Below are 19,555 nucleotides of genomic sequence, written 5' to 3'. Positions count from 1 at the left end.
CACGGGTGGCGTCCTGCTGCATGTCATGGGCCTTGCGGCTCCGGCCGGCGTCGCTGGGCGGGGCCGGCGGCCTCGTCGGACGCCGCGATCCCGGTCAGTCGGGTCAGGACGCCCACCGCCGCGGTGAGCGTGGCGCGTTCCTGGTCGTCCAGCCGGTCAACCAGGCGCGCCAGGTTCGCGACCCGGTCGGCGTGACGGGCGTCGACGATCTGCCGGCCCCGCTCGGTGAGGGACAGCAGGACCGCGCGCCCGTCGTTCGGATCCCGGCGGCGGGACACCAGCCCGTCGCGCTCCAACTTCCCGACGAGGCTGGTCAGCGCCGGCTGCCCCAGCGGCTCCGTCGCCGTCAGGTCGGTCAGGCGCAGCGGCCCGCGGCGGGCCAGCGTGTGCAGCACCGACAGGGTCGAGAAGGCGAGCCGGCGGACCGCCGGCAGCCGAATGAAGATCGAGTTGAAGTCCTCGATCGCCGTGGTCAGCTCGTCCAGATCCAGATCCAGATCCAGATCCAGATCCAGCCGGCCGGCCGTGCGCGAGGGGTCCACAGGCGAACCATATCGATTTTCGATGCAAATCGTCCCGGCTCTTGGTCGGACCTTCACCGTGGGGTGGCCGGCGGATCGCCGGAGACTGGAACCGCCCGCTGGTACCCGACGTGGTGATCCCGAAGGATCCATCGGAGGAACCTGTCGATATAGTCGCTTTCCGGCGGGATTCGGACACCGGTGGACTTCATGACGGGACGTCGAGCCTACGCCCCGGATGGCGGTCGGCCGGATGCGTGGGCCTGCTGCTGGCGTGCGTCGGTGGGTGGCGGAGGACACGAGCCGGCCGGCGTCCATGACGATGATCACCTGGCCGTCGTCGACGAGGCTTGGGCCGGCGCGGCTCGGGCCGGCGAGTGTGGAGGTGTGACATGCGTGCTGGACCCCGTGGGCGTCCTGGCCTGGTGGCGATCTCGCTGGCCGCCCTCCTGTCCGCCGCCAGCTGTGGTGGCTCCACGGCGGCCACCGACACGAGCCCGCTCCCGGCGTCCGCGTCGGCGGCCTCTTCGTCGGCGGTCCCTTCGTCGACGGGGCGGCCGTCCTCGGCGACCTCTTCGTCGCCGACGGTGGCCGCGGTGGGTGGTGCGTCGTCGGTCCCGCGGTGCGAGGCGGGGGATCTGACCGTCACGCTCGGTGCGGCGGACGGCGCGGACGGCGGGCAGCATCAGCGCCCGGTGGTCGTGACGAACCGGTCGCCGCGGCGCTGCACCGTCACCGGATACCCCGGCGTGCAGTTCGTCGCCCGCGACGGATCGACCTACGACGTCGTGCGATCGCCGCTCGTCCGACCCGGCCAGATCGACCTGCCACCCGGCGCCCACGCCTCGGCGAACCTGACATATCTGGTCACCGAACCCGGCGACAGCGGCGCGTTCCTCCCCGTACGCGTCCTGGTCACCCCGCCGGACACGTTCACCTCGGTCCCGCTGCGCTGGGACGGCGGCCCGGTCCTCGACCAGTCGGGCGCCACCCATCCGGCCACCTACATCATGGCCTTCACCGCCGGGTAGCCGAGCCGCGGGCGGCCCACTCGTCGGCGAGCAGGGCGTAGACGATCTCGTCGGTCCACGCGCCGCGCAGGCGTTCGTTGCGGCCGAAGTACGCCTCGCGGCGCGGGCCGAGCCGTTGCAGGACGCGGGCGGAGGGCGGCATTCCGGCTCATCCCGCGACCGTGACGCCGGGCCCCCGCCCGGCTTCGCCGGGCCTGGTCCGTGTGCGGCGGGTTGCGGGCGCCCATTAGGTACTGTCCGGTCAGGTACTTCCCACGACGTACGGGGGAATGGGGTGCGCGTCGGCCTGCGGGTGTTTGTCAGTCACACGTCGGACATGAACAGGTATCCGGCTGATCGGGCCTTCGTGCGGGCGGCGTCGGACGCCGTGCGCCGTAGCGGGCACATCGCCATCTCGATGGAGGATTTCACCGCGGTCAGCAAGGTGCCCGCGTCCTTTTGTCAGGAGCAGGTCCGTGGGTGTGACGTGTACATCGGGGTCATCGGCTTCCGATACGGCTCGCTGGTGGCCGGCGGACTGCACGGCGACGGCACCGCGGCGGCCGGCGAGCCCGCAACCGGCCGGCCGGCGGGCGACCCGGCGGGGTTCCCCGGCCCGCCGGCGGGCCTGCCGCATCCCACGCCCGTCTCCTATACGGAACTGGAGTTCCTCACGGCGGTCGAGACCGGGATTCCCCGGCTGCTGTTCCTGCTGCACGAGGACACCCCCATTCCGCGCAGTCTCACCGATCGTGATCTCGAGCTGGTCGAGGCATTCCGGGAACGGCTGCGTTCCGCCGGTGTGACCGTCGGTACCTTCCGCACCGCCGACAACCTGGAAGCCCAGGTCACGCTCGCATTGACCCAGCTGATCCGGCACGGTGAGGTCGACGCCGCGCTTCTCACCGAGGGGAGCGGCCGGAAGCCGGCGGTCGCCTCCGGGACCGCTCCGCAGCCCCCGGAGCCCCCGGGCCTGACCGACCTGACGCGCGCTACCGGCGCAACCATCGAGACTGCCACCGGCTCGGCCCGCCCGACCGCTGAAGCCGATAAGGCCGACCCCGCCGACCCCGCCGACCCCGCCGACCCCGCCGACCCCGCCGACCCCGCCAAAGCCGACCCCGCCAAAGCCGACCCCGCCAAAGCCGACCCCGCCAAAGCCGACCCCGCCAAAGCCGACGCCGACAAGGCTGATAACGGCGACGGCGACGTCGACGACGCGGGGCGCCGGTTCCGCCCGCGGGGCCGGTTGCCGTACGTGCTTGCCGCGGTGGTCCTCGCCTGCGCCGTCGCCGCCGGGGCCGTCCTCGGCGCGGGGCTGGGCCGATCGGGATCGTCGCGCACCTGTCAGGCGCCCGACCCCGTGACGGCGCTGCCGGCCGCGGCGACCTGGGTGGGATCCCACGACGGGCAGTGCATCGGGTTCAGCGACGGTGCGTACACCTTCGACGCGACCTCGCCGGATCTCGTCGCGCTGCTGACCACGATCGGTCGGCAGAACGCCGCGCTCGCCGGCAAGGGCGGGGTGTACACGGTGGTGGTCGCGGCGCCGCTGACCGGGCTGCACTCCCGCCCGGGCGGCGGGCAGGCCGACTCGCCGACGACCGTCGGGCAGGGGGGACTCAACGAGCTGCTCGGGGCCCAGCTCGCGCAGGCGGCGATCAACGCCGCCGCGGACGCCCCGGGCGCGCGCTCCCGGTCCCGGATCCGGCTGCTGGTCGCCAACGTCGGCTGGCATTCGGACGGGGCGCTCACCGTCGCCGGGCGCATCGACGCGGTGGCCCGCGCCGATCCCGGGCTCGCCGGAGTCCTGGGCCTGTTCCAGAGCACCTCCGCCGCCCGCCAGGCGGTGGCGTCACTCAGCGGAACCACCCATCTCCCCATCGTGTCGTCCACCGCCTCCGACGACGGCTTCACCCGGCCCGTCGGGCCGCCCGGGCAGACCCGCCGCGCGTTCGACTGGTACTTCCGGGTCGGGCCGACCAACCGCCGGGAGGCGGGCGTCATCGCGCGGGCGATCCCCGAGATCATGAAGCGGGAGGGGCGCGGCGACGAGCCGGTCCGGCCGTTGATCGTCTCCGCCGGGGTGGCCAACGGCCCGAAGGGCGCCAACGCCGACCACTACAGCGACAACCTCGCCCAGGACGTCAGCACCGAGCTGGGCCGGTTGCCCCGCGCCGCGCCGGCCGTCCACGTGCCCTTCCCCGACGCCGAGCAGGCGGCGGCGGCCAGCGCCGCGGACGGCGGCCCCACCGTGCTGGGCGTGCTCGGCCACACCCTCAGCGCGCGCTGCGCCGGCCCGCAGCCGCCGAACCTGATCATCTACACCGGCCGGACCACCAGCGTGAACACCCTGCTGGAGGCGCTGACCGGGTCCGCCTGCGGCCGGGTGGACCCGCGTCTGCCGATCATCTCCGGGGACGACGCGATGGAGCTGGAGACCGACCCGGGGGAGATCGCGGCGGGCGCCATGGGCGGCCACACCTTCTACTTCGCCGACTTCGGCCTCGCCCAGCCCGGCGACATCCCGCCGTCCTACCTGGAGCAGGCCGGCGCAGGCAGCGCGGTGCCCGGGCAGTGGGCGGCGCGGGTGCGCGACACCCCGCAGCGGCTCATCTCCGGGCACACGATCGTCGCCTTCGACGCGATGTCGGTCCTGGCCCGGGCCATCGGCGCCGCCGAGCTCAACACCCCGCCGCCCGGCCAGCTCCGCGCGAACATCAAGGCGGTCCTGAACGGCACCTGCGGCGATCTCGCCCTCGCCGGCGCGAACGGCTACATCAGCTTCGACCGGTACGGCGACTCGAGCAGCGCACCGGTGCTCATCCGCCGGTTCGACCCGACGGACGCCACGGTGACGACCGTCGCGTCCGCCACGCCTGCGGAAAGCCTGCGGCACCCCACTTCCGCGACCGCCAACTGCACCCAGCTCTGAACCGGCGCCGTCCGCTGGGGTGGTCGTCCCGGCGCCGGCGTCGGGCAACTGGTTGCGTCCGGGCACAACCGCGGTTGACGATCGGCAGGTTTGGCCCGCGGGCCTGGAGGGGAGCAGCGTGGTTGCGCAGGACCAGGGCCCGGGGCGGGCCGCACCGTCGCCCCCGTCATTCGTGCCGGCCGAACCGGCCGCGGACCTCGCCGAGGACGCGCCCTTAGCCGGCCGCGCCGCCCCCGTCGCCCCCGCAGTCCCCGCCGGCGGCTCCGGGCTGGCGGGCGGTTCCGGGCTGACGGGCGGTTCCGGGCCGGCGGGGCGCCGGGACCGGCAGCTCATCCTGCTGACCTGCCTGGCGGGGATGTTCGCGACGACGTTCACGGCGACCGTGCTGTCCGTGTCGATCCGCACGGTGGCCGGCGACCTGCACAGCAGCGTCGACGTCATCTCCTGGGCGGTGACCGGCTCGCTGCTCGCGCAGGCGGTGGCGATGCCGATCCTCGGCCGGGTCGGCGACATCCGCGGGCACCGGCGCACGTTCCTCGTCGGCTCCGTGCTCGCCGTGGTGTTCTCGGTGGCGACCGCGGTGGCCTGGGACCCGGTGTCACTCATCGCCTTCCGCGCGGCGGCGCAGGTGGCCGGCGCCGCGACGATCCCCGCGTCGTTCGCGATGCTGTTCCACGCCTTCCCGCCGCACGAGCGGGTGCGGCCGTCGGCCTGGGCGTCGGGGGTGCTGTCCGGGGCGTCGGTCAGCGGGCTCGCGATCGGTGGCCTGGTCATCGACTCGATCGGGTGGCGGCCGCTGTTCCTCATGCAGGCCGGGATCGCCCTGGTCCCGCTGATCGCCGCGGTGAAGGTGCTGCCGGTCGACGCCGGCGACCGCAGCCTGACGCTGGACAAGACCGGCGCGCTGGTGCTCGGCGCGGCGACGTTCGCGCTGACCTTCGGGGTCAACCGGGCCGCCGGCTGGGGGCTGCAGCCGATCGTGATCGGCCTGCTCGTGGCCGTCCCGCTGCTGCTGTGGCTGCTGGTCGTGGTCGAGCGGCGCACGGCCATGCCGGTCATCCCGACCGTGCTGCTCGTCGAGCGGGACATCCGGGCCGCGGGGGCGAGCTCGTTCCTGCTCGGCGCCGCCCACATGGGTAACTTCCTGGTCACGCCGCTGCTGCTGGAGGGCGTGTTCGGGCTGTCGGTCGCGGCCACCTCCCTGGTGACGATGACCCGCACCCTGTCGATCGCGCTGGCGGCGCCGTCGGCGAGCCGGCTGGGGGCGTGGATCCCGCCGCGGTTGCTCGCGGGCGTGGCCGGCGGGGTCTACACGATCGCCCTGGCCGTGCTCGCCCTCGGCACGCAGGCCCACCAGCTCCCCGTGGTCATCGCCGGTCTGATCGTCAGCGGGCTGGCGTTCGGGCACGCCCAGCCGCCGCTGCTGGTGATCACCGGCAATGCCGCCCCCGCGGACAGCTTCGGCCTGGCCACCTCGCTGCAGCAGACCGCCAATCAGATCGGCGCCGTGATCGGGATGAGCCTGCTGTCGGCGATCGTCGGCGACGCGCTGCGCGCCGCCCCGTTCACCGTCGCCTACCTGGCCGCCGCCGGCCTGTCCGCCGCCGCCGGCCTCGCCATCCTCTTCGCCCGCCGCCCGCCCGCCCGCTCCGCGGATCCGCCGGACCCGGACCCGGACCCGGCGGTCAGGCCGGACCAGAGAGCGGCGGAACCCGCGGCAGGCTGACCTCGACCTCGACGGCCCTGTCCGCGGACCGCTGGTGTTCCGCGGAACCGCGCCACGCGCGTCGGGGCCGGGGCGGCGCTCATCGGCGAGCCGGCGCGTCGCATATCCACCTGAACGCCCCTGCGCTGCACCCGCCGGTGCCCATGTCTGCGCGGGCGGCGGCCTCACTCTGCCTCGTGACGTGGGCGGCTTCCCGAGAACTTGTCAGTGACTGCCATTATCTCTAATCTGGCAGCCACTGACACTTCGTGCTTGGGAGGATCCGTGAGGGATCGCACGTGGTGGGCGCTGGGCGGGATCGCTCTGGCGGTGTTCGCGGTCGGTCTGGACGGGACCGTCCTGGCGGTGGCGCTGCCGACGTTGGCGCCCGCGCTGCATGCCTCGGCGACCGATCTGGTGTGGTTCTCCTCGGCCTATCTGCTGGCCTTGGCCGCGGCCATGCTGCCCATCGGCGTCCTGGGCGACCGGTACGGCCGCAGGCGCGTCATGCTCGCCTCGCTGGCAGTGTTCGGTGCGGCCTCGATCTGCTCGGCCGAGTCGACCTCGGCCGCAGTGTTCATCGCGGCGCGGGCCCTGGGCGGCGTGGCCGGCGCCGGCGTGATCGTCATGGCGCTGTCGGCGGTGACGGTGTTGTTCACCGAGCGGGAACGGCCGCGGGCGGTCGGAATCTGGGCCGGCGTCAACTTCCTCGCGCTGCCGGCCGGACCGCTGCTGGGCGGCTGGCTGCTCACCCGCTTCTGGTGGGGCTGGGTTTTCTGGATCAACGTGCCGGTCGTCGTGCTGTCCCTGGTCGTCGGGGTCGTCCTGGTGCCGGAATCGCGTGCCCCCCATCGTCCACGGATCGACTGGGTCGGCATCGTCGGTTTCAGTTCGGGGCTGGTCGCCCTGGTGTACGGATTCGTCGATGCGGGATCGAACGGCTGGATCTCGATCTCGGCGCTGGGGCCCATGGCGGCGGGGGTGGTGCTGCTCGTCGGCTTCGTACGCTACGAGCAGCGCCGGGCCGCCCAGCCCGGCGGCGAGCCGCTGGTCGACGCCACCCTGTTTCGCAGTCGCGCATTCACCTGGGGGATCGCGCTCGCCGCGGTGTCCTCGCTCGCCATGATCGGCGTGCTGTTCGCGATGCCTCAGTACTTCCAGGCCGTGGTCGGGACCGACGCCATCGGCTCGGGGCTGCGGCTACTGCCCCTGATCGGTGGCCTGGTCCTCGGAGCGCCGGTGGCCGAACCCGCCGCGCGGGCCCTGGGCGGCCGGCGCGTGCTCAGCGCCGGGTTCGTCGTGCTGGCGGCGGGACTGCTGCTCGGATCGTTCACCTCGGTCGACACGGGCGGGGCGTTCATCGCCGGCTGGATGGCGGTGACCGGACTGGGACTGGGACTGACCCTGTCCACGGCCGCGTCCGCGGCGCTGGCCCAGCTCCCACCCGAGCGTTCCGGTGTCGCCTCGGCCCTGATGCAGGCCCTCCAGGAGGTGGGCGGGCCGCTCGGGTCGGCCATCCTGGGTAGCGTGTCCCTCGCCGCCTATCGTGCCCACCTCCAGCTCACCGGTCTTCCCCCCGAGCTGGCGGAGAAGGCACGCGGCGGCGTGTTCGACGGCACCGAGGCCGCTCGCCGCGTGCGGTCGGACGAACTTCTGCACAATGTTCACAGCGCCTTCGCGCACGGTCTGAGCGACGCGCTGCTCGTCTCGGCCGGCATCGCCGCCGTCGGCGGCCTGATCGCGGCCCTGTTGTTTCCCGGGGCCGAGGCCGGTGGTACCAAGGAGACCGTGAGGAGGCCAGACATCGACACCGCAGCGGACGCTCATGCCAGCTAGCCCGGCCCCTGTCGCCGGCTCGGCCCCCATGCCTGCGCCGGGACGGCGCGCGACCAAGAAGGCCGCCACGAAGCGCCGCATTCAGACCGAGGCTCTCCGGTTGTTCCGGCAGCAAGGCTACGACCACACCACCGTGGCGGACATCGCCGAGGCGGCCGGAGTGTCAGAGCGCACCTACTTCCGTTACTTCGCCACCAAGTCGGAAGTGGTGCTGTGGGACTACTTCGACTCGAGCGTCGTCGAGGGCCTGCGTGGCCAGCCCGACGGAACCGGTCTCGTCGACGCGTTTCGCGCCGCACTGAGAGAGAGCTTCGCGCAACTGTCGCCGACCGAGCTCGCCGACCAGTACCGGCGCACCGAGCTGATGATGATCGTCCCGGAACTACGCGCCGCACACCTGGATCATCTCGTCGCGTCCACGGCAGACCTCGTCGCGCTCCTCGCCAGCCGCAGCGGAGCCAGCCGCAGCGGGCGGACCGGGCCGGTGGCCGACGACCTGGAACTACGCACGCTGGCCGGGGCGATCGTCGGGATCACCATGAGCGTTCACCTGGCCAGCGCGGAAAGCGACGTCGTCGACATCCCCGCCGCACTCGACCGATCTCTCGCATGCCTCAACGACGGCTTTCGCGACCTGTGACACTGCCGCACCGGTGGCATGGCCACCGACAGCAGGATCTGGTCGATGCCGGTCAACCGGCGCGGCGGCGCTAGGGCTGCGGGCCGTTACGGTCGAGTTCGGCGAGCCAGGCGGTGGCCCTGGCGTCGGACGGCGCCCGCCAGTCGCCGCGCGGGGACAGCGTGCCGCCGAAGGAGACCTTCGGTCCGTTGGGCAGCGCCGAACGCTTGAACTGCGAGGCCATGAAGCGGCCCAGGAACTCCCGCAGCCAGCGCACGATCGTCGCCACGTCGTAGGCGTGCCGCTCGCCGTCGGGGAAGCCGGCCGGCCAGCCGTCGGTCAGCGCGTCGCGCCAGGCGTGCCAGGCCAGGAAGGCGATCTTCGACGGCGCCAGGCCGTGGCGCAGGAGGTGGTACAGGAAGAAGTCGTGCAGCTCGTAGGGGCCGATGCGGTCCTGCGTGCTCTGCATCGTGCCGGTCTCGGCATCGGCGGGGACCAGCTCGGGGGAGATCTCGGTGTCGAGGACCGCGGTCAGCAGTTTGCCCGTGTCCTCGTCGAACTGGTCGTGGCTCACCGCCCACCGGATGAGGTACTGGATCAGGGTCTTGGGCACGCCGGCGTTGACGGCGTAATGGCTCATCTGGTCGCCGACGCCGTATGTGCACCAGCCGAGCGCCAGCTCGCTGAGGTCCCCGGTGCCGACGACGAACCCGCCGTGGTGGTTGGCCAGCCGGAACAGGTAGTCGGTGCGCAGCCCGGCCTGCACGTTCTCGTACGTGACGTCGTAGTCGGCGGCGCCCTCGGCGGCGGGATGACCCAGGTCGGCGAGCAGCAGGCGGGCGGCGGGGCGGATGTCGATCTCCGCCGCCTCGACGCCGAGCGCGCGCATCAGCGCCCACGCGTTCGCCTTCGTCTCGTCCGAGGTCGCGAAGCCCGGCAGGGTGTAGCCGAGGATGGTCGTGCGCGGCACCCCGAGCCGGTCGCACGCCTTCGCCGCGACGATCAGCGCGTGCGTCGAGTCGAGGCCGCCGGAGATGCCGATGACCATCCGGCCCCCGCCGGTCGCCTGGAACCGCCGGGCCAGGCCGTGGACCTGGATGTTGAACGCCTCGTAGCAGTCGAGGTCGAGCCGCTCGGCCGTGTCGGGGACGAACGGGAAGCGCCGCTGGTGGCGGCGCAGCCCGACGTCGCGGCGGTGCGGGCGGTGGTCGAAGCGGACCGTGCGGAACCGCTGCTCGGGCCGGCCGGCCGCCGCGGCGCTGTCGTTGAACGTTCCCGTGCGCATCCGCTCCTGGCGCACCCGGGCGAGGTCGACGTCGGCGACGAGGAGCTGCGGGGTGTCGGCGAACCGCGCGGACTCGGCGAGCAGATCCCCGAGCTCGTGGATCGTGCCCTGCCCGTCCCAGGCCAGGTCGGTGGTGCTCTCGCCGGTCCCGGCCGCCGAGTAGACGTAGGCGGCGAGCGCGCGCGCCGACTGGGCGGCGGACAGGTGCGCCCGGTCGGCGGCCTTCCCGACGACGATGTTCGACGCCGACAGGTTCGCCAGCAGCGTCGCGCCGGCCATCGCCGCGTACGACGACGGCGGGATCGGTGCCCAGTAGTCCTCGCAGATCTCCACGCCGACGACGAGGTCCGGCAGGTCCGCCGCCTCGAAGATCAGATCCGTGCCGAACGGGACCGTCCGCCCCGCGACGGTGATCTCCTCGCCGGTGACGCCGGCGCCCGAGGCGAACCAGCGCTTCTCGTAGTACTCGCGGTAGTTCGGCAGGAACGTCTTGGGCACCACGCCGAGGATCCGCCCGCGCGAGATCGCCAGCGCCGTGTTGTAGAGCCGCCCGCGCCGGCGCAGCGGCGCCCCGACCAGCAGCAGCGGCCCGAGCTCGCGGCTGGCCCGGCACACCGTGTCGACCGCCTGCTCGACGGCGTCGAGCAGCGCGTCCTGCAGGTGCAGGTCGTCGAGCGCGTACGACGACAGCCCGAGTTCGGGGAAGACGACGACGTCGACGCCGTCCGCGTCCGCCTGGCGCGCCAACGCGACCGTCGCCTCGGCGTTGCGCGCCGGGTCCGCGGTCACCACCAGCGGCGTGGCCGCCGCGACCCGCGCCAGGCCGTGGCTGTGGATCGCGGCGAACTCCCGCCGCGGCTCGCCGGGCCGGGTCGGGCCGCCGAAGCCCGCCTGGGCCGCCTCGCCGAACTCTGGCTCGCTCACGTCGCCTCGCATCCTGTCGTCGCGTCCTGGTCGTCGCGTCCTGGTCGTCGCGTCCTGGTCGTCGCGTCCTGGTCGTCGTCGGTGCACCCCGTCCGCATTGTCGCCCTCCCGCCAACGGGTGAGCACCTCCGATCCGCCCGTACCGCCGGTGGTGCCATCGGCAGCCGGTTCGGAAGGGTCCGCAACCGTGGACCGGGCCCGCGGGCCGTCCCGCGCCCCGGCTCCCAGCGTCGGGCGGCCGCCGCTGTCCCGGCCGGCGAAGCCTCCTGGGCAGGACCTCTGCGGAGGCCTACCGGACGACAGGGCACGTCGAAGACGCTCAAACAGGGACTTCTACCGGTAACTTCCGTCTTCCGGGAAGGGAAGGAAGTCCCTCGCCGCTGCGTCATCCCGCGCCGACTCTGGGTGTATGGGTCAGAAGACGATCGATGGTAACGAGGCCGCCACCTCGGTGGCCTACCGGGCAAGTGAGGTGATCGCCATCTACCCGATCACCCCGGCGTCGGCGATGGGAGAGCTCGCCGACGCCTGGGCGACGAAGGGCCGGGCGAACCTCTGGGGCGCGATCCCCGAGGTGGTCCAGTTGCAGAGCGAGGGCGGCGCCGCCGGTGCCGTGCACGGGGCGTTGCAGGCCGGCGCCCTGTCGACCACGTTCACGGCCTCGCAGGGCCTGCTGCTGATGCTGCCCAACATGTTCAAGATCGCCGGTGAGCTCACGCCGATGGTCCTCCACGTCGCCGCCCGCACCATCGCCACGCACGCGCTGTCCATCTTCGGTGATCACAGTGACGTGATGGCCGCGCGCTCGACCGGCTTCGCCATGCTCGCCTCCTCTTCCCCCCAGGAGGCCCACGACCTGGCCGCGGTCGCGCACGCGGCCACGTTGGAATCCCGCATTCCGTTCCTGCACTTCTTCGACGGTTTCCGCACCTCACACGAGCTCAACGAGGTCACCGAGATCGACGATGCCACGCTCGCCGGGCTGCTGTCCGCCGAGCAGATCGAGGCGCACCGGCTGCGCGCCCTGTCCCCGGACAGCCCGGTGATCCGCGGCACCACCCAGGACCCCGACACCTTCTTCCAGGCCCGGGAGGCGGCCAACGCCTACTACACCGCCGTCCCCGGGATCGTGCAGCGGGCGATGGACCGGGTGTCCGCCGCCACCGGGCGGGCGTACCGGATCTTCGAGTACCACGGTCACCCGGAGGCCGAGCGGGTCGTCGTCGTCATGGGCTCGGGCCGCTCCGCGGTGCGCGACGCCGTCGACCGGCTGGTCGGGCGCGGCGAGCGGGTCGGGTTCGTCCAGGTCCGGCTCTACCGGCCCTTCGACGGCGCGGCGTTCCTCGCCAGCCTGCCGGCGACGGTCCGCTCGATCGCGGTCCTCGACCGCACGAAGGAGCCGGGCGCGCTCGGTGAGCCGCTGCGCCTGGACGTGCTCGCCGCGCTCGCCGAGCGGCCCGAGAGCATGCCGCGGGTCATCGGCGCCCGCTACGGGCTGGCGTCGAAGGAGTTCACCCCGGCGATGGCGGCGGCCGTGTTCGACGAGCTGGCCCGCTCCCAGCCGCGCCGCGAGGTCACCGTCGGCATCCACGACGACGTCACGAACCTCTCCCTCGACGTCGACGACCACGGCCACCCGGAGGCCGACGACGTGCGGCGCGCGGTGTTCTACGGGCTCGGCAGCGACGGCACCGTCGGCGCCACCCGCGCCACCGCCGGCATCGCCGCCGACCACACCCCGCTGCACGCGCAGGCGTACTTCGTGTTCGACTCCAAGAAGTCGGGCTCGATGACGGTGTCGCACCTGCGCCTGTCGCCGCGTCCGGTCGACGCCCCCTGGCTCATCGACGACGCCCAGTACGTCGGCTGCCACCAGTTCTCGCTGCTCGAACGGGTCGACGTCCTCGCCGTCGCCGCCACCGGCGCCACCGTGCTGATCAACAGCCCGTACCCGGCGGACCAGGTGTGGGAGCACCTGCCGGCCAACGCGCAGCGCCACCTGCTCGACCGTGACGCGCGCCTGTTCGTCGTCGACGCCGACCGGGTGGCCCGCGACGCCGGCCTGCCCGGGATCGTCAGCCCCGTGCTGCAGACCTGCTTTCTGACCCTGTCCGGGCTGCTGGCCGCCGACACGGCGCTCGCGGCGGTCAAGAACGCCATCCGCATCGCCCAGGGCAAGCGCGGCGAGGCGGTGCTGCAGCGCAACTTCGCCGCCGTCGACGCCTCCCTCGGTGCCCTCGCCCAGGTCGACCTGACCGGCCGGACGGTGGGGGAGCGCACGGCCCGGCGCCTCGACGGCGACGCGCCGGTGTTCGTCAAGGAGGTCACGGCCCGGATCATGGCGGGGGAGGGGAACCTGCTGCCCGTCAGCGCGCTGCCGGTCGACGGCACCTTCCCGGTCGGCACGGCCCGCTACGAGAAGCGCGCCATCGCCCACGAGCTGCCCGTCTGGGACGCCGATCTCTGCATCAACTGCGGCAAGTGCACGATCGTCTGCCCGCACGCCGCGATCCGGATGACCGCCTTCGACCCGGCGCTGCTCGCCGACGCGCCCGCGACGTTCAAGTCGCGCCAGCCGAAGGACAAGGATCTGGCCGGGCTGCGGGTGACCATCCAGGTGGCGCCGGACGACTGCACCGGCTGCAGCCTGTGCGCCAAGGTCTGCCCGGCGACGAGCAAGGAGAACAGGGAGCACAAGGCCCTGGAGATGGTCGACGCCGCGCCGCGGCTGGCCGAGGAGCGCGCCGGCTGGGCGTTCCACGAGACGCTGCCGGCGATCGACCCGACGCGGGTGTCGGCGGAGAACGTCCGCGGCTCGCAGTTGCGCCAGCCGCTGTTCGAGTTCTCCGGCGCCTGCTCCGGCTGCGGCGAGTCGCCGTACCTGAAGCTGCTCACCCAGCTGTTCGGTGACCGCATCCTCGTCGCGAACGCCACCGGCTGCTCGTCGATCTTCGGCGGCAACCTGCCGACGACGCCGTGGACGACGGGCGCCGACGGCCGCGGCCCGGCCTGGTCGAACTCCCTGTTCGAGGACAACGCCGAGTTCGGCCTCGGCATGCGCCTGGCGCTCGACAGCCGGGCGCGGGAGGCGCGTCGCCTGCTCGCGGCCGCCGCACCGATCGTCGGCGACTCGCTCGTCGACGAGCTGCTGGGCGCCGACCAGAGCACCGAGGCCGGCATCCTCGCCCAGCGCGCCCGGGTCGCCGAGCTGCGCCGGCGCCTCGCCGGCACCGAGCACGACGCCCGGCTCGACCCGCTCGTCGACAACCTCGTCGACAAGAGCGTGTGGATCGTCGGCGGCGACGGGTGGGCGTACGACATCGGCTTCGGCGGCCTCGACCACGTGCTGGCCTCCGGCCGCAACGTCAACGTGCTCGTCCTGGACACCGAGGTGTACTCCAACACCGGCGGGCAGGCGTCGAAGTCGACACCGCGCGGGGCGGTGGCGAAGTTCGCCGGCGGTGGCAAGCGGACCCGCAAGAAGGACCTCGGGCTCATCGCCGCCGCCTACGGCGACGTGTACGTGGCGCAGATCGCGCTCGGTGCCAACGACCAGCACACAGTGCGGGCGTTCAACGAGGCGGCGAGCTGGCCCGGCCCGTCGCTCATCGTCGCCTACAGCCACTGCATCGCCCACGGCATCGACATGACCGACGGCCTGTCGCACCAGAAGGCGGCGGTGAAGTCGGGCTACTGGCCGCTGTACCGGGTCGACCCGCGCGCCGAGCAGCCGTTCTCCCTGGACTCGCGGACGCCGTCGATGACCTTCGCCGAGTTCGCCGCCACCGAGTCCCGGTTCACCCGGCTCGGCGCGGTCGCCCCCGACGCGGTCGCCGAGCTCGAGGATCTCGCCCAGCGCGACATCCGCACCCGCTGGGAGACCTACGAGCACGAGGCCGCCGCCGCGCCCCGCACCGGCGACGCCTCGCAGACCTGACCGACCGCCAGACCTGACCGACCGCCTGACCCCCGCCGCCGTCCGCTGCCCAGCCGGACGGCGGTGGGGGCCCGGGTGGGTCAGAGCCGGCGAGCTACGGGGGCTCGCCACGTAATGTCTGGATGTTCCGGTCGATTTGTGCCGGTTCCGCGGGATGTTCAGTTCTCGTGTTTCAGTCTTAGGAGGGTTCGGCGTTGACGGAGAAGGTTGGTCCGGAGTGGGGGCCGCTGGCGGCCCTGGCCGGCGAGTGGGAGGGCGACCAGGGTGTCGACGTCGCCTTCGGCAACGTCGAGGGTTCGATGATCACCACCCCGTACCGTGAGCGGGTCACCCTGAAGCCGTTCGGTCCGGTGGACAACGGCACGCAGCACCTCTACGGCCTCGACTACAAGATGGCCGCGTGGCGGTTCGGGGAGGAGAACCCCTTCCACACCGAGCTTGGCTACTGGCTGTGGGACGCCGAGCTCGGCCACGTCATGCGCAGCTTCCTGGTGCCCCGCGGGCAGACCCTGATCGCCGGCGGCGTGGTCGCGCCCGACGCGACCAGCTTCACCCTGCGCGCGGACCTCGGCTCCACCACGTACGGCATCCTGTCCAACCCGTACCTGGCCCGCGCGGCGAACACGACCTCCTACGAGGTGACCTTCACCGTCAACCCCGACGGCAGCTTCGCCTACGACGAGACCACCACGATCGACCACGCGCGGGTGGCCAGCGGCCCGGTCGCCCACACCGACCGCAACGTCCTGCGCCCCGTCGCCTGACGCCGGTCGCCTGACACCCGTCGTCTGACGCCCGACCCCTGGCCTCGCCGGCCGGTGGTCGCGGCCCGACACCGGTGGCCCGCAGTTGCGGTGCGTTCCGTACGGTCCGGCTCCTCGAGCCGTACACGGCGCACCGCAACCGGAACCGCGTCAGGTCACGTTTGTCCGGTCCAGGCCACCCCTCGACCATGGTGTCGATAGTCTCCCGAAGCCCGCCCGCGGCAGATGCCTGTCGCGCTGATGGCTCGAGAGAGGCCAGGTCGTCGTGCGACTGTCATCGTCGGACCCCCGGGCAGCCCACTGGTTCGCCCGGGGCTTGTCGCTGGCCGGCGCCGTCCTGTGCGGTGTGTTCTTCTTCGGGTGCGGTGCGAGCGGTTCCACCGGGTCGTCCGCGGTGTCCCCGGCCGGCTCGCTGGCCACGACCGGGACGGCCCCCGCCGCCGCGAGCGCCTCCGCCGCCGCGACCGCCAAGACCGCCGGGACCGCTACCGGCGTCGCGGCGCGAACCGCAGCCGCCGCGACCGGAGCCGGTGCGACGGTCCTGCCCGCCGGTGCGTCGTCCGGTGCCACTGCCGGGGCGCGCAACCTCCCGGTGGACGCTGCGCTGCGCGAGCAGCTCGTCGCCGCGTGGGTCGCCGGGCATCAGGGGCCGGACAGCGCCTCCCTCTCCCGGTCGGATGTCGCGTCGACCGCGGCGGGCTCCGTCTACTACGCGCAGGAGACCGGCCCCGGGACCTACTGGGCCGTCGCCGACTTCGAGCCGTCGGCGAGCGCCCTGGCGAAGGGCAGGAAACTCAACGGGGCGGCCGGGGACCCCCTCATCGCCTTCCAGGACGGTCCGTGGCTGTTCACCCGCCCCAAGGGCGGATCATGGAAGCTGGCCGGCGACACGGGCGGGCAGCTCTGCGCCTCCTCGGTGCCTCCCGCCGTCGCCGCGGTGTGGAACCTGCCCCGAGAAGGCTGCTGATCTTCCGCTGCACCGCGGGCGGCTCGGGTCGCCGGGGAGCGGCGCGGCGGTGCGCGGCGGGCCGCGGGCCCCGCGCGGTTCGGCATCAGGAAGCGGAGGTCGGCGAGGCCGCTGATCGGGCGTCGCCCGCCGGGGTGAGAGGGACGACGAGCAGGGAATTGCTTGGCGAGGCGGCCGGGGCATCGACCGAGGCCGGCACGGTCGCGGAGGGCGTCGCCGGGGAGCCGTCCGTCGACGGCGGTGATGGGGACGGCGTGGTCGTCAGCCTCGGCGCGACGCTGGATGTGGTACGTGAGCGGGCCGGGGCCGAGGGAACGGCGGACGGGAGCGCGGTCGGGGCGGCGCTGGTCGCCCCGACCGGCGCCGGCGCGGTGGCGGTGGCGGACGGCGACGGTGTTGCGGTCGGCCTGGGCGGGCTGGCCTGTGCTGGGGCGGCGGCAGGGGGCGTGGCAGTTGGCTGCGCCGCGGGCGTCGCCGGCGGCGCGGCGTCGGCGCCGGGCAGGACCGGCGTGGTGGTGTAACCGGCGGTCCAGGCGAGGACGGCGCGCAGGTAGCTCGACGACGGGTTGTAGCTGTAGACGGCGGCTCGCAGCGCGGCGGGATCGGCGAGGTCGCGGTCGTGGCGGCAGAGGTAGCCGGCGGCGGAGAGGGTCGCGTCGTCGACGTTGTTCGGGTCGGCCTGGCCGTCGCCCGACCCGTCGCGGCCCGCCCACGCCCAGGTGGTGGGGATGAACTGCATCGGCCCGACGGCCCGATCGTAGCGGCGGTCGCCGTCGAGCCGCCCGCCGTCGGTGTCCCGGACCAGGGCGCGGCCGTCATGCCCGTCCAGTGCCGGGCCGAGGATGCGGCTGGTGATGGTGCCCTCGGCGGTGATCGCGCGGCCGACGCCGTGGCCGGACTCGATGCGGCCGATGCCGGCGAGCAGTTGCCAGCGCAGGTGACAGCCCGGCTGATCGGCGGCGGTGCGAGCCGCGGCCTTCCGGTAGGCGGTCAACATCCGGGCGGGGATCCGCCGGTCGGCGGCGGTCAGCGTCAGCGTCCGGGCAGCCGAGGGCGGCGTCGCGGCCGGTGGACTGGTGGTGATGCTCGCGAGCGGCTGGCCGTCCGGCCCCACCGGCGTCAGCCCTGTCGGCGGCGTTGGCGGGCCGGCGGTTGTCGTGGTGCCGGTGTCCGGGACGGCCGGCTGGAGCGGAGGAAGATCGAGGTCGTAGTCCCGAGTGGGCGGGTGCGCGGCCGGTGGCGGGGCGGCGGCGCGGGCGGCGTCGGCGGCGCGGGGGGCCGCTCCGGGGACGAGGCACAGCGCGACGAGCAGGCCGATCATCGGCGCGGCGGCGAGCATGCCGGCGGTGCGGGACCGCCGGCCCGCCGGGCCCTCGTTACGGCCGCGGTCCTGTCCGTCCTGCTGGCCCCGCCCGCTCCACCGGCCCCGCCCGCCCTGCTCGCCCTGCCGGCCCCGCCCGCCGTGCCGGCCCGGTGCGGCGGGTCCGTCCCGTCGGGCGTGGCGTCTGGGGGTCGCGGGGGAGCGCAGCCCAGGTCGGAGGTCGGCCTGTCGGTCGGATCGCGGATCGGGACGTGGCTCGGCGTGCCCGTCCGCGGGCCGCACGGAATGCGGAGGTGGCGGCGTCGGGCGGTGCCGGCCGGCCGCGGTGGCGCCGGCGCCGGCGCGGTGGCGTCCAGGGTGCTCGGGCGCACGGCTCATACCGATGGCCTCCCTCGGTGGGACAGGTGGATGGAGCCGTACGGACGGCGACCCGCGCGACACCGCGGATTCGGTCGGCACGGCCACCGCGCCGCCTTTCCGGACCGCGTTCCCGGACCGTAATCGAGCACCGGAAGATGCCCGTGTACAGACGCCCCGTTCGGCTTTCCTTCCCGGGCCACATGGTTTCCACGGCAGCGATCCGTGGCTGGCAGCCCGAAGCCCCGACAATGATCGACGATGCCGAACCCGGGTCGTTCCAGGCTCGGATCCGGAATAGGACTTTGGCATATGACCGGCAATCTGTCAGCCAGTCGGAGCGGGAAGTTCCCTGCTGCTCCTAACGATCAATGGTGCGCGACTCGCATCGAGTGATCGACTTTGGTTGCTGTCCGTATTCGGCGCGATCGTGGATGACCGCTTCGGTCGCTCTCCATCAGGTCTCTGACCTCGGCGTTTCAGCCCGAAGGTCGGCACCGCCCGGCGTGAACGCCACCGCTTACCGAGGGCGTCGATCTGCTCGCGTGGTGCGGGGTGGCAGCTCGTCGCTGGCCATCGATCGATAACCAGATGGCAGAGGGCGGCGGTGCGTTTCCGGCAAGTAACACACCACTGTGTGACCCAAGTTACCCAGGTCGCGGAACGTATATCGGTGGGGCGCCGATCGTGCGGTCGCCACTCACTGACGGTTGCGGTAAGGGCGTGCAGAAGGGTCGTCGGCGCCCTCCTCCATCACGCCGAGCAGTCGATCACCGCGGTCTCCGCGAGTCGGCGATTACCCTGCGCAACACAACGGAAGACCAATGGCCCGAATCGCTCCTGTACCGAGATCTGCGCACCTGTCATTTTCGGTGCTCAGTGCGGTTCCCGTTCCCCTCGGTGACCGCACTCACCACCGCCTCCGGACACTTTCGTTTCCGGCATGATCGGAGTTGGCGTGAAGCGCGCTTTCCTCGGGCGACCTCGCGTGTCGTTCACCCGTTTCCTTGGCTTGCTGCTGGTTGCCGTTCTGGCCGTGACGATCGTGGAGTTCACCCCGGCCGGACGGAATGCGGCGCAGGCCGCCACGACCCCGTCCGGCGGCGCCCGACAGCCCGCATCGTCCGGTCCGGCCGAGCGGCCGGATCTCGTCTCGGCGCAGCTTGCGGCGCGTGCGGAGAAGCGGCGGATCGAGGTGACGGGTCAGCGTACGGAGTCGACGTCGACGTTCGTGAACCCGGATGGGACGGTCACGGTCGACTCGTATTCGGGTGTCCGTCGGGTCCGCCGCGGTGACGGTTGGGTGGACGTCGACGCGACGCTGGTGCTGGCGGACGGGAAGGTCACGCCGAAGGTCGCGAAGGCGGGGATCGT

Annotated in this window: 13 protein-coding genes; 9 read left to right on the top strand and 4 right to left on the bottom strand. The window is 73.1% G+C overall.

What is annotated here, in order from left to right; all coding sequences use genetic code 11:
* Window positions 1-23: 23 nt before the first annotated feature.
* Window positions 24-542 carry a MarR family winged helix-turn-helix transcriptional regulator gene (locus tag FF36_RS18415; protein ID WP_242422607.1) on the bottom strand — a complete coding sequence of 173 codons (519 nt, stop codon included), beginning with the start codon at window positions 540-542 and terminating at the stop codon, window positions 24-26.
* A gap of 575 nt (window positions 543-1,117) precedes the next feature.
* On the opposite strand from FF36_RS18415, the gene FF36_RS18410 reads away from it, so the two are divergent.
* Window positions 1,118-1,552: a DUF4232 domain-containing protein gene (locus FF36_RS18410; protein WP_206778463.1), complete on the top strand. Its 435-nt coding sequence runs from the start codon at window positions 1,118-1,120 to the stop codon at window positions 1,550-1,552.
* Here FF36_RS18410 and FF36_RS34305 read toward each other — a convergent pair.
* The gene (locus tag FF36_RS34305; RefSeq protein WP_199865431.1) at window positions 1,539-1,694 is read right to left on the bottom strand and encodes a GNAT family N-acetyltransferase; all 156 of its coding nucleotides are present in this window, start codon (window positions 1,692-1,694) and stop codon (window positions 1,539-1,541) included. The genes FF36_RS18410 and FF36_RS34305 overlap by 14 nt on opposite strands.
* A gap of 132 nt (window positions 1,695-1,826) precedes the next feature.
* On the opposite strand from FF36_RS34305, the gene FF36_RS40040 reads away from it, so the two are divergent.
* The 4 genes from FF36_RS40040 to FF36_RS18390 all read left to right on the top strand — a co-directional run bounded on the left by FF36_RS40040 (window position 1,827) and on the right by FF36_RS18390 (window position 8,647).
* Window positions 1,827-4,466: a DUF4062 domain-containing protein gene (locus FF36_RS40040; protein ID WP_044886346.1), complete on the top strand. Its 2,640-nt coding sequence runs from the start codon at window positions 1,827-1,829 to the stop codon at window positions 4,464-4,466.
* 118 nt (window positions 4,467-4,584) lie between these two features.
* Complete coding sequence (locus tag FF36_RS18400) at window positions 4,585-6,192, top strand: MFS transporter (protein ID WP_242422606.1); 1,608 nt, start codon at window positions 4,585-4,587, stop codon at window positions 6,190-6,192.
* 207 nt (window positions 6,193-6,399) lie between these two features.
* On the top strand, window positions 6,400-8,007 hold the full coding sequence (locus tag FF36_RS18395; RefSeq protein ID WP_242422605.1) for an MFS transporter: 1,608 nt from the start codon (window positions 6,400-6,402) through the stop codon (window positions 8,005-8,007).
* A gap of 100 nt (window positions 8,008-8,107) precedes the next feature.
* Window positions 8,108-8,647 carry an acyl-CoA-like ligand-binding transcription factor gene (locus FF36_RS18390; RefSeq protein ID WP_199865433.1) on the top strand — a complete coding sequence of 180 codons (540 nt, stop codon included), beginning with the start codon at window positions 8,108-8,110 and terminating at the stop codon, window positions 8,645-8,647.
* Between the two features lie 70 nt (window positions 8,648-8,717).
* On the opposite strand, the gene FF36_RS18385 is transcribed toward FF36_RS18390, so the two are convergent.
* Window positions 8,718-10,835 carry an NAD(+) synthase gene (locus tag FF36_RS18385; RefSeq protein WP_199865430.1) on the bottom strand — a complete coding sequence of 706 codons (2,118 nt, stop codon included), beginning with the start codon at window positions 10,833-10,835 and terminating at the stop codon, window positions 8,718-8,720.
* Between the two features lie 409 nt (window positions 10,836-11,244).
* Between FF36_RS18385 and nifJ the strand changes: the two genes are divergently transcribed.
* From nifJ to FF36_RS18370, 3 genes are all read left to right on the top strand, one after another.
* The gene (nifJ, locus tag FF36_RS18380; RefSeq protein ID WP_044886344.1) at window positions 11,245-14,772 is read left to right on the top strand and encodes a pyruvate:ferredoxin (flavodoxin) oxidoreductase; all 3,528 of its coding nucleotides are present in this window, start codon (window positions 11,245-11,247) and stop codon (window positions 14,770-14,772) included.
* A gap of 194 nt (window positions 14,773-14,966) precedes the next feature.
* Complete coding sequence (locus FF36_RS18375; protein ID WP_044886343.1) at window positions 14,967-15,536, top strand: heme-binding beta-barrel domain-containing protein; 570 nt, start codon at window positions 14,967-14,969, stop codon at window positions 15,534-15,536.
* Window positions 15,537-15,801: 265 nt separating this feature from the next.
* A complete protein-coding gene (locus tag FF36_RS18370; RefSeq protein ID WP_044886342.1) occupies window positions 15,802-16,503 on the top strand; it encodes a hypothetical protein in 702 nt (233 codons plus the stop codon).
* 85 nt (window positions 16,504-16,588) lie between these two features.
* Here FF36_RS18370 and FF36_RS18365 read toward each other — a convergent pair whose 3' ends face one another.
* Window positions 16,589-18,202, bottom strand: a complete 1,614-nt coding sequence (locus tag FF36_RS18365; protein WP_242422604.1) for a lytic transglycosylase domain-containing protein — start codon at window positions 18,200-18,202, stop codon at window positions 16,589-16,591.
* Between the two features lie 937 nt (window positions 18,203-19,139).
* Here FF36_RS18365 and FF36_RS18360 point away from each other — a divergent pair.
* Window positions 19,140-19,555, top strand: a 416-nt coding sequence (locus FF36_RS18360) for a hypothetical protein (RefSeq protein WP_242422603.1), incomplete at its 3' end; no start/stop codon positions are given.

This window comes from Frankia torreyi (assembly GCF_000948395.1).
Taxonomy (GTDB): Bacteria; Actinomycetota; Actinomycetes; order Frankiales; family Frankiaceae; genus Frankia; species Frankia torreyi.
Note: the sequence above shows the minus strand (reverse complement) of the source record. Positions and strands in the feature narration are given on the sequence as shown.

Bases quoted from the DNA above. Each gene is read 5' to 3' on its own strand.
- FF36_RS34305 (WP_199865431.1), bottom strand. From the start codon at position 1,694: ATGCCGCCCTCCGCCCGCGTCCTGCAACGGCTCGGCCCGCGCCGCGAG.
- nifJ (WP_044886344.1), top strand. From the start codon at position 11,245: ATGGGTCAGAAGACGATCGATGGTAACGAGGCCGCCACCTCGGTGGCC.
- FF36_RS18365 (WP_242422604.1), bottom strand. From the start codon at position 18,202: ATGAGCCGTGCGCCCGAGCACCCTGGACGCCACCGCGCCGGCGCCGGC.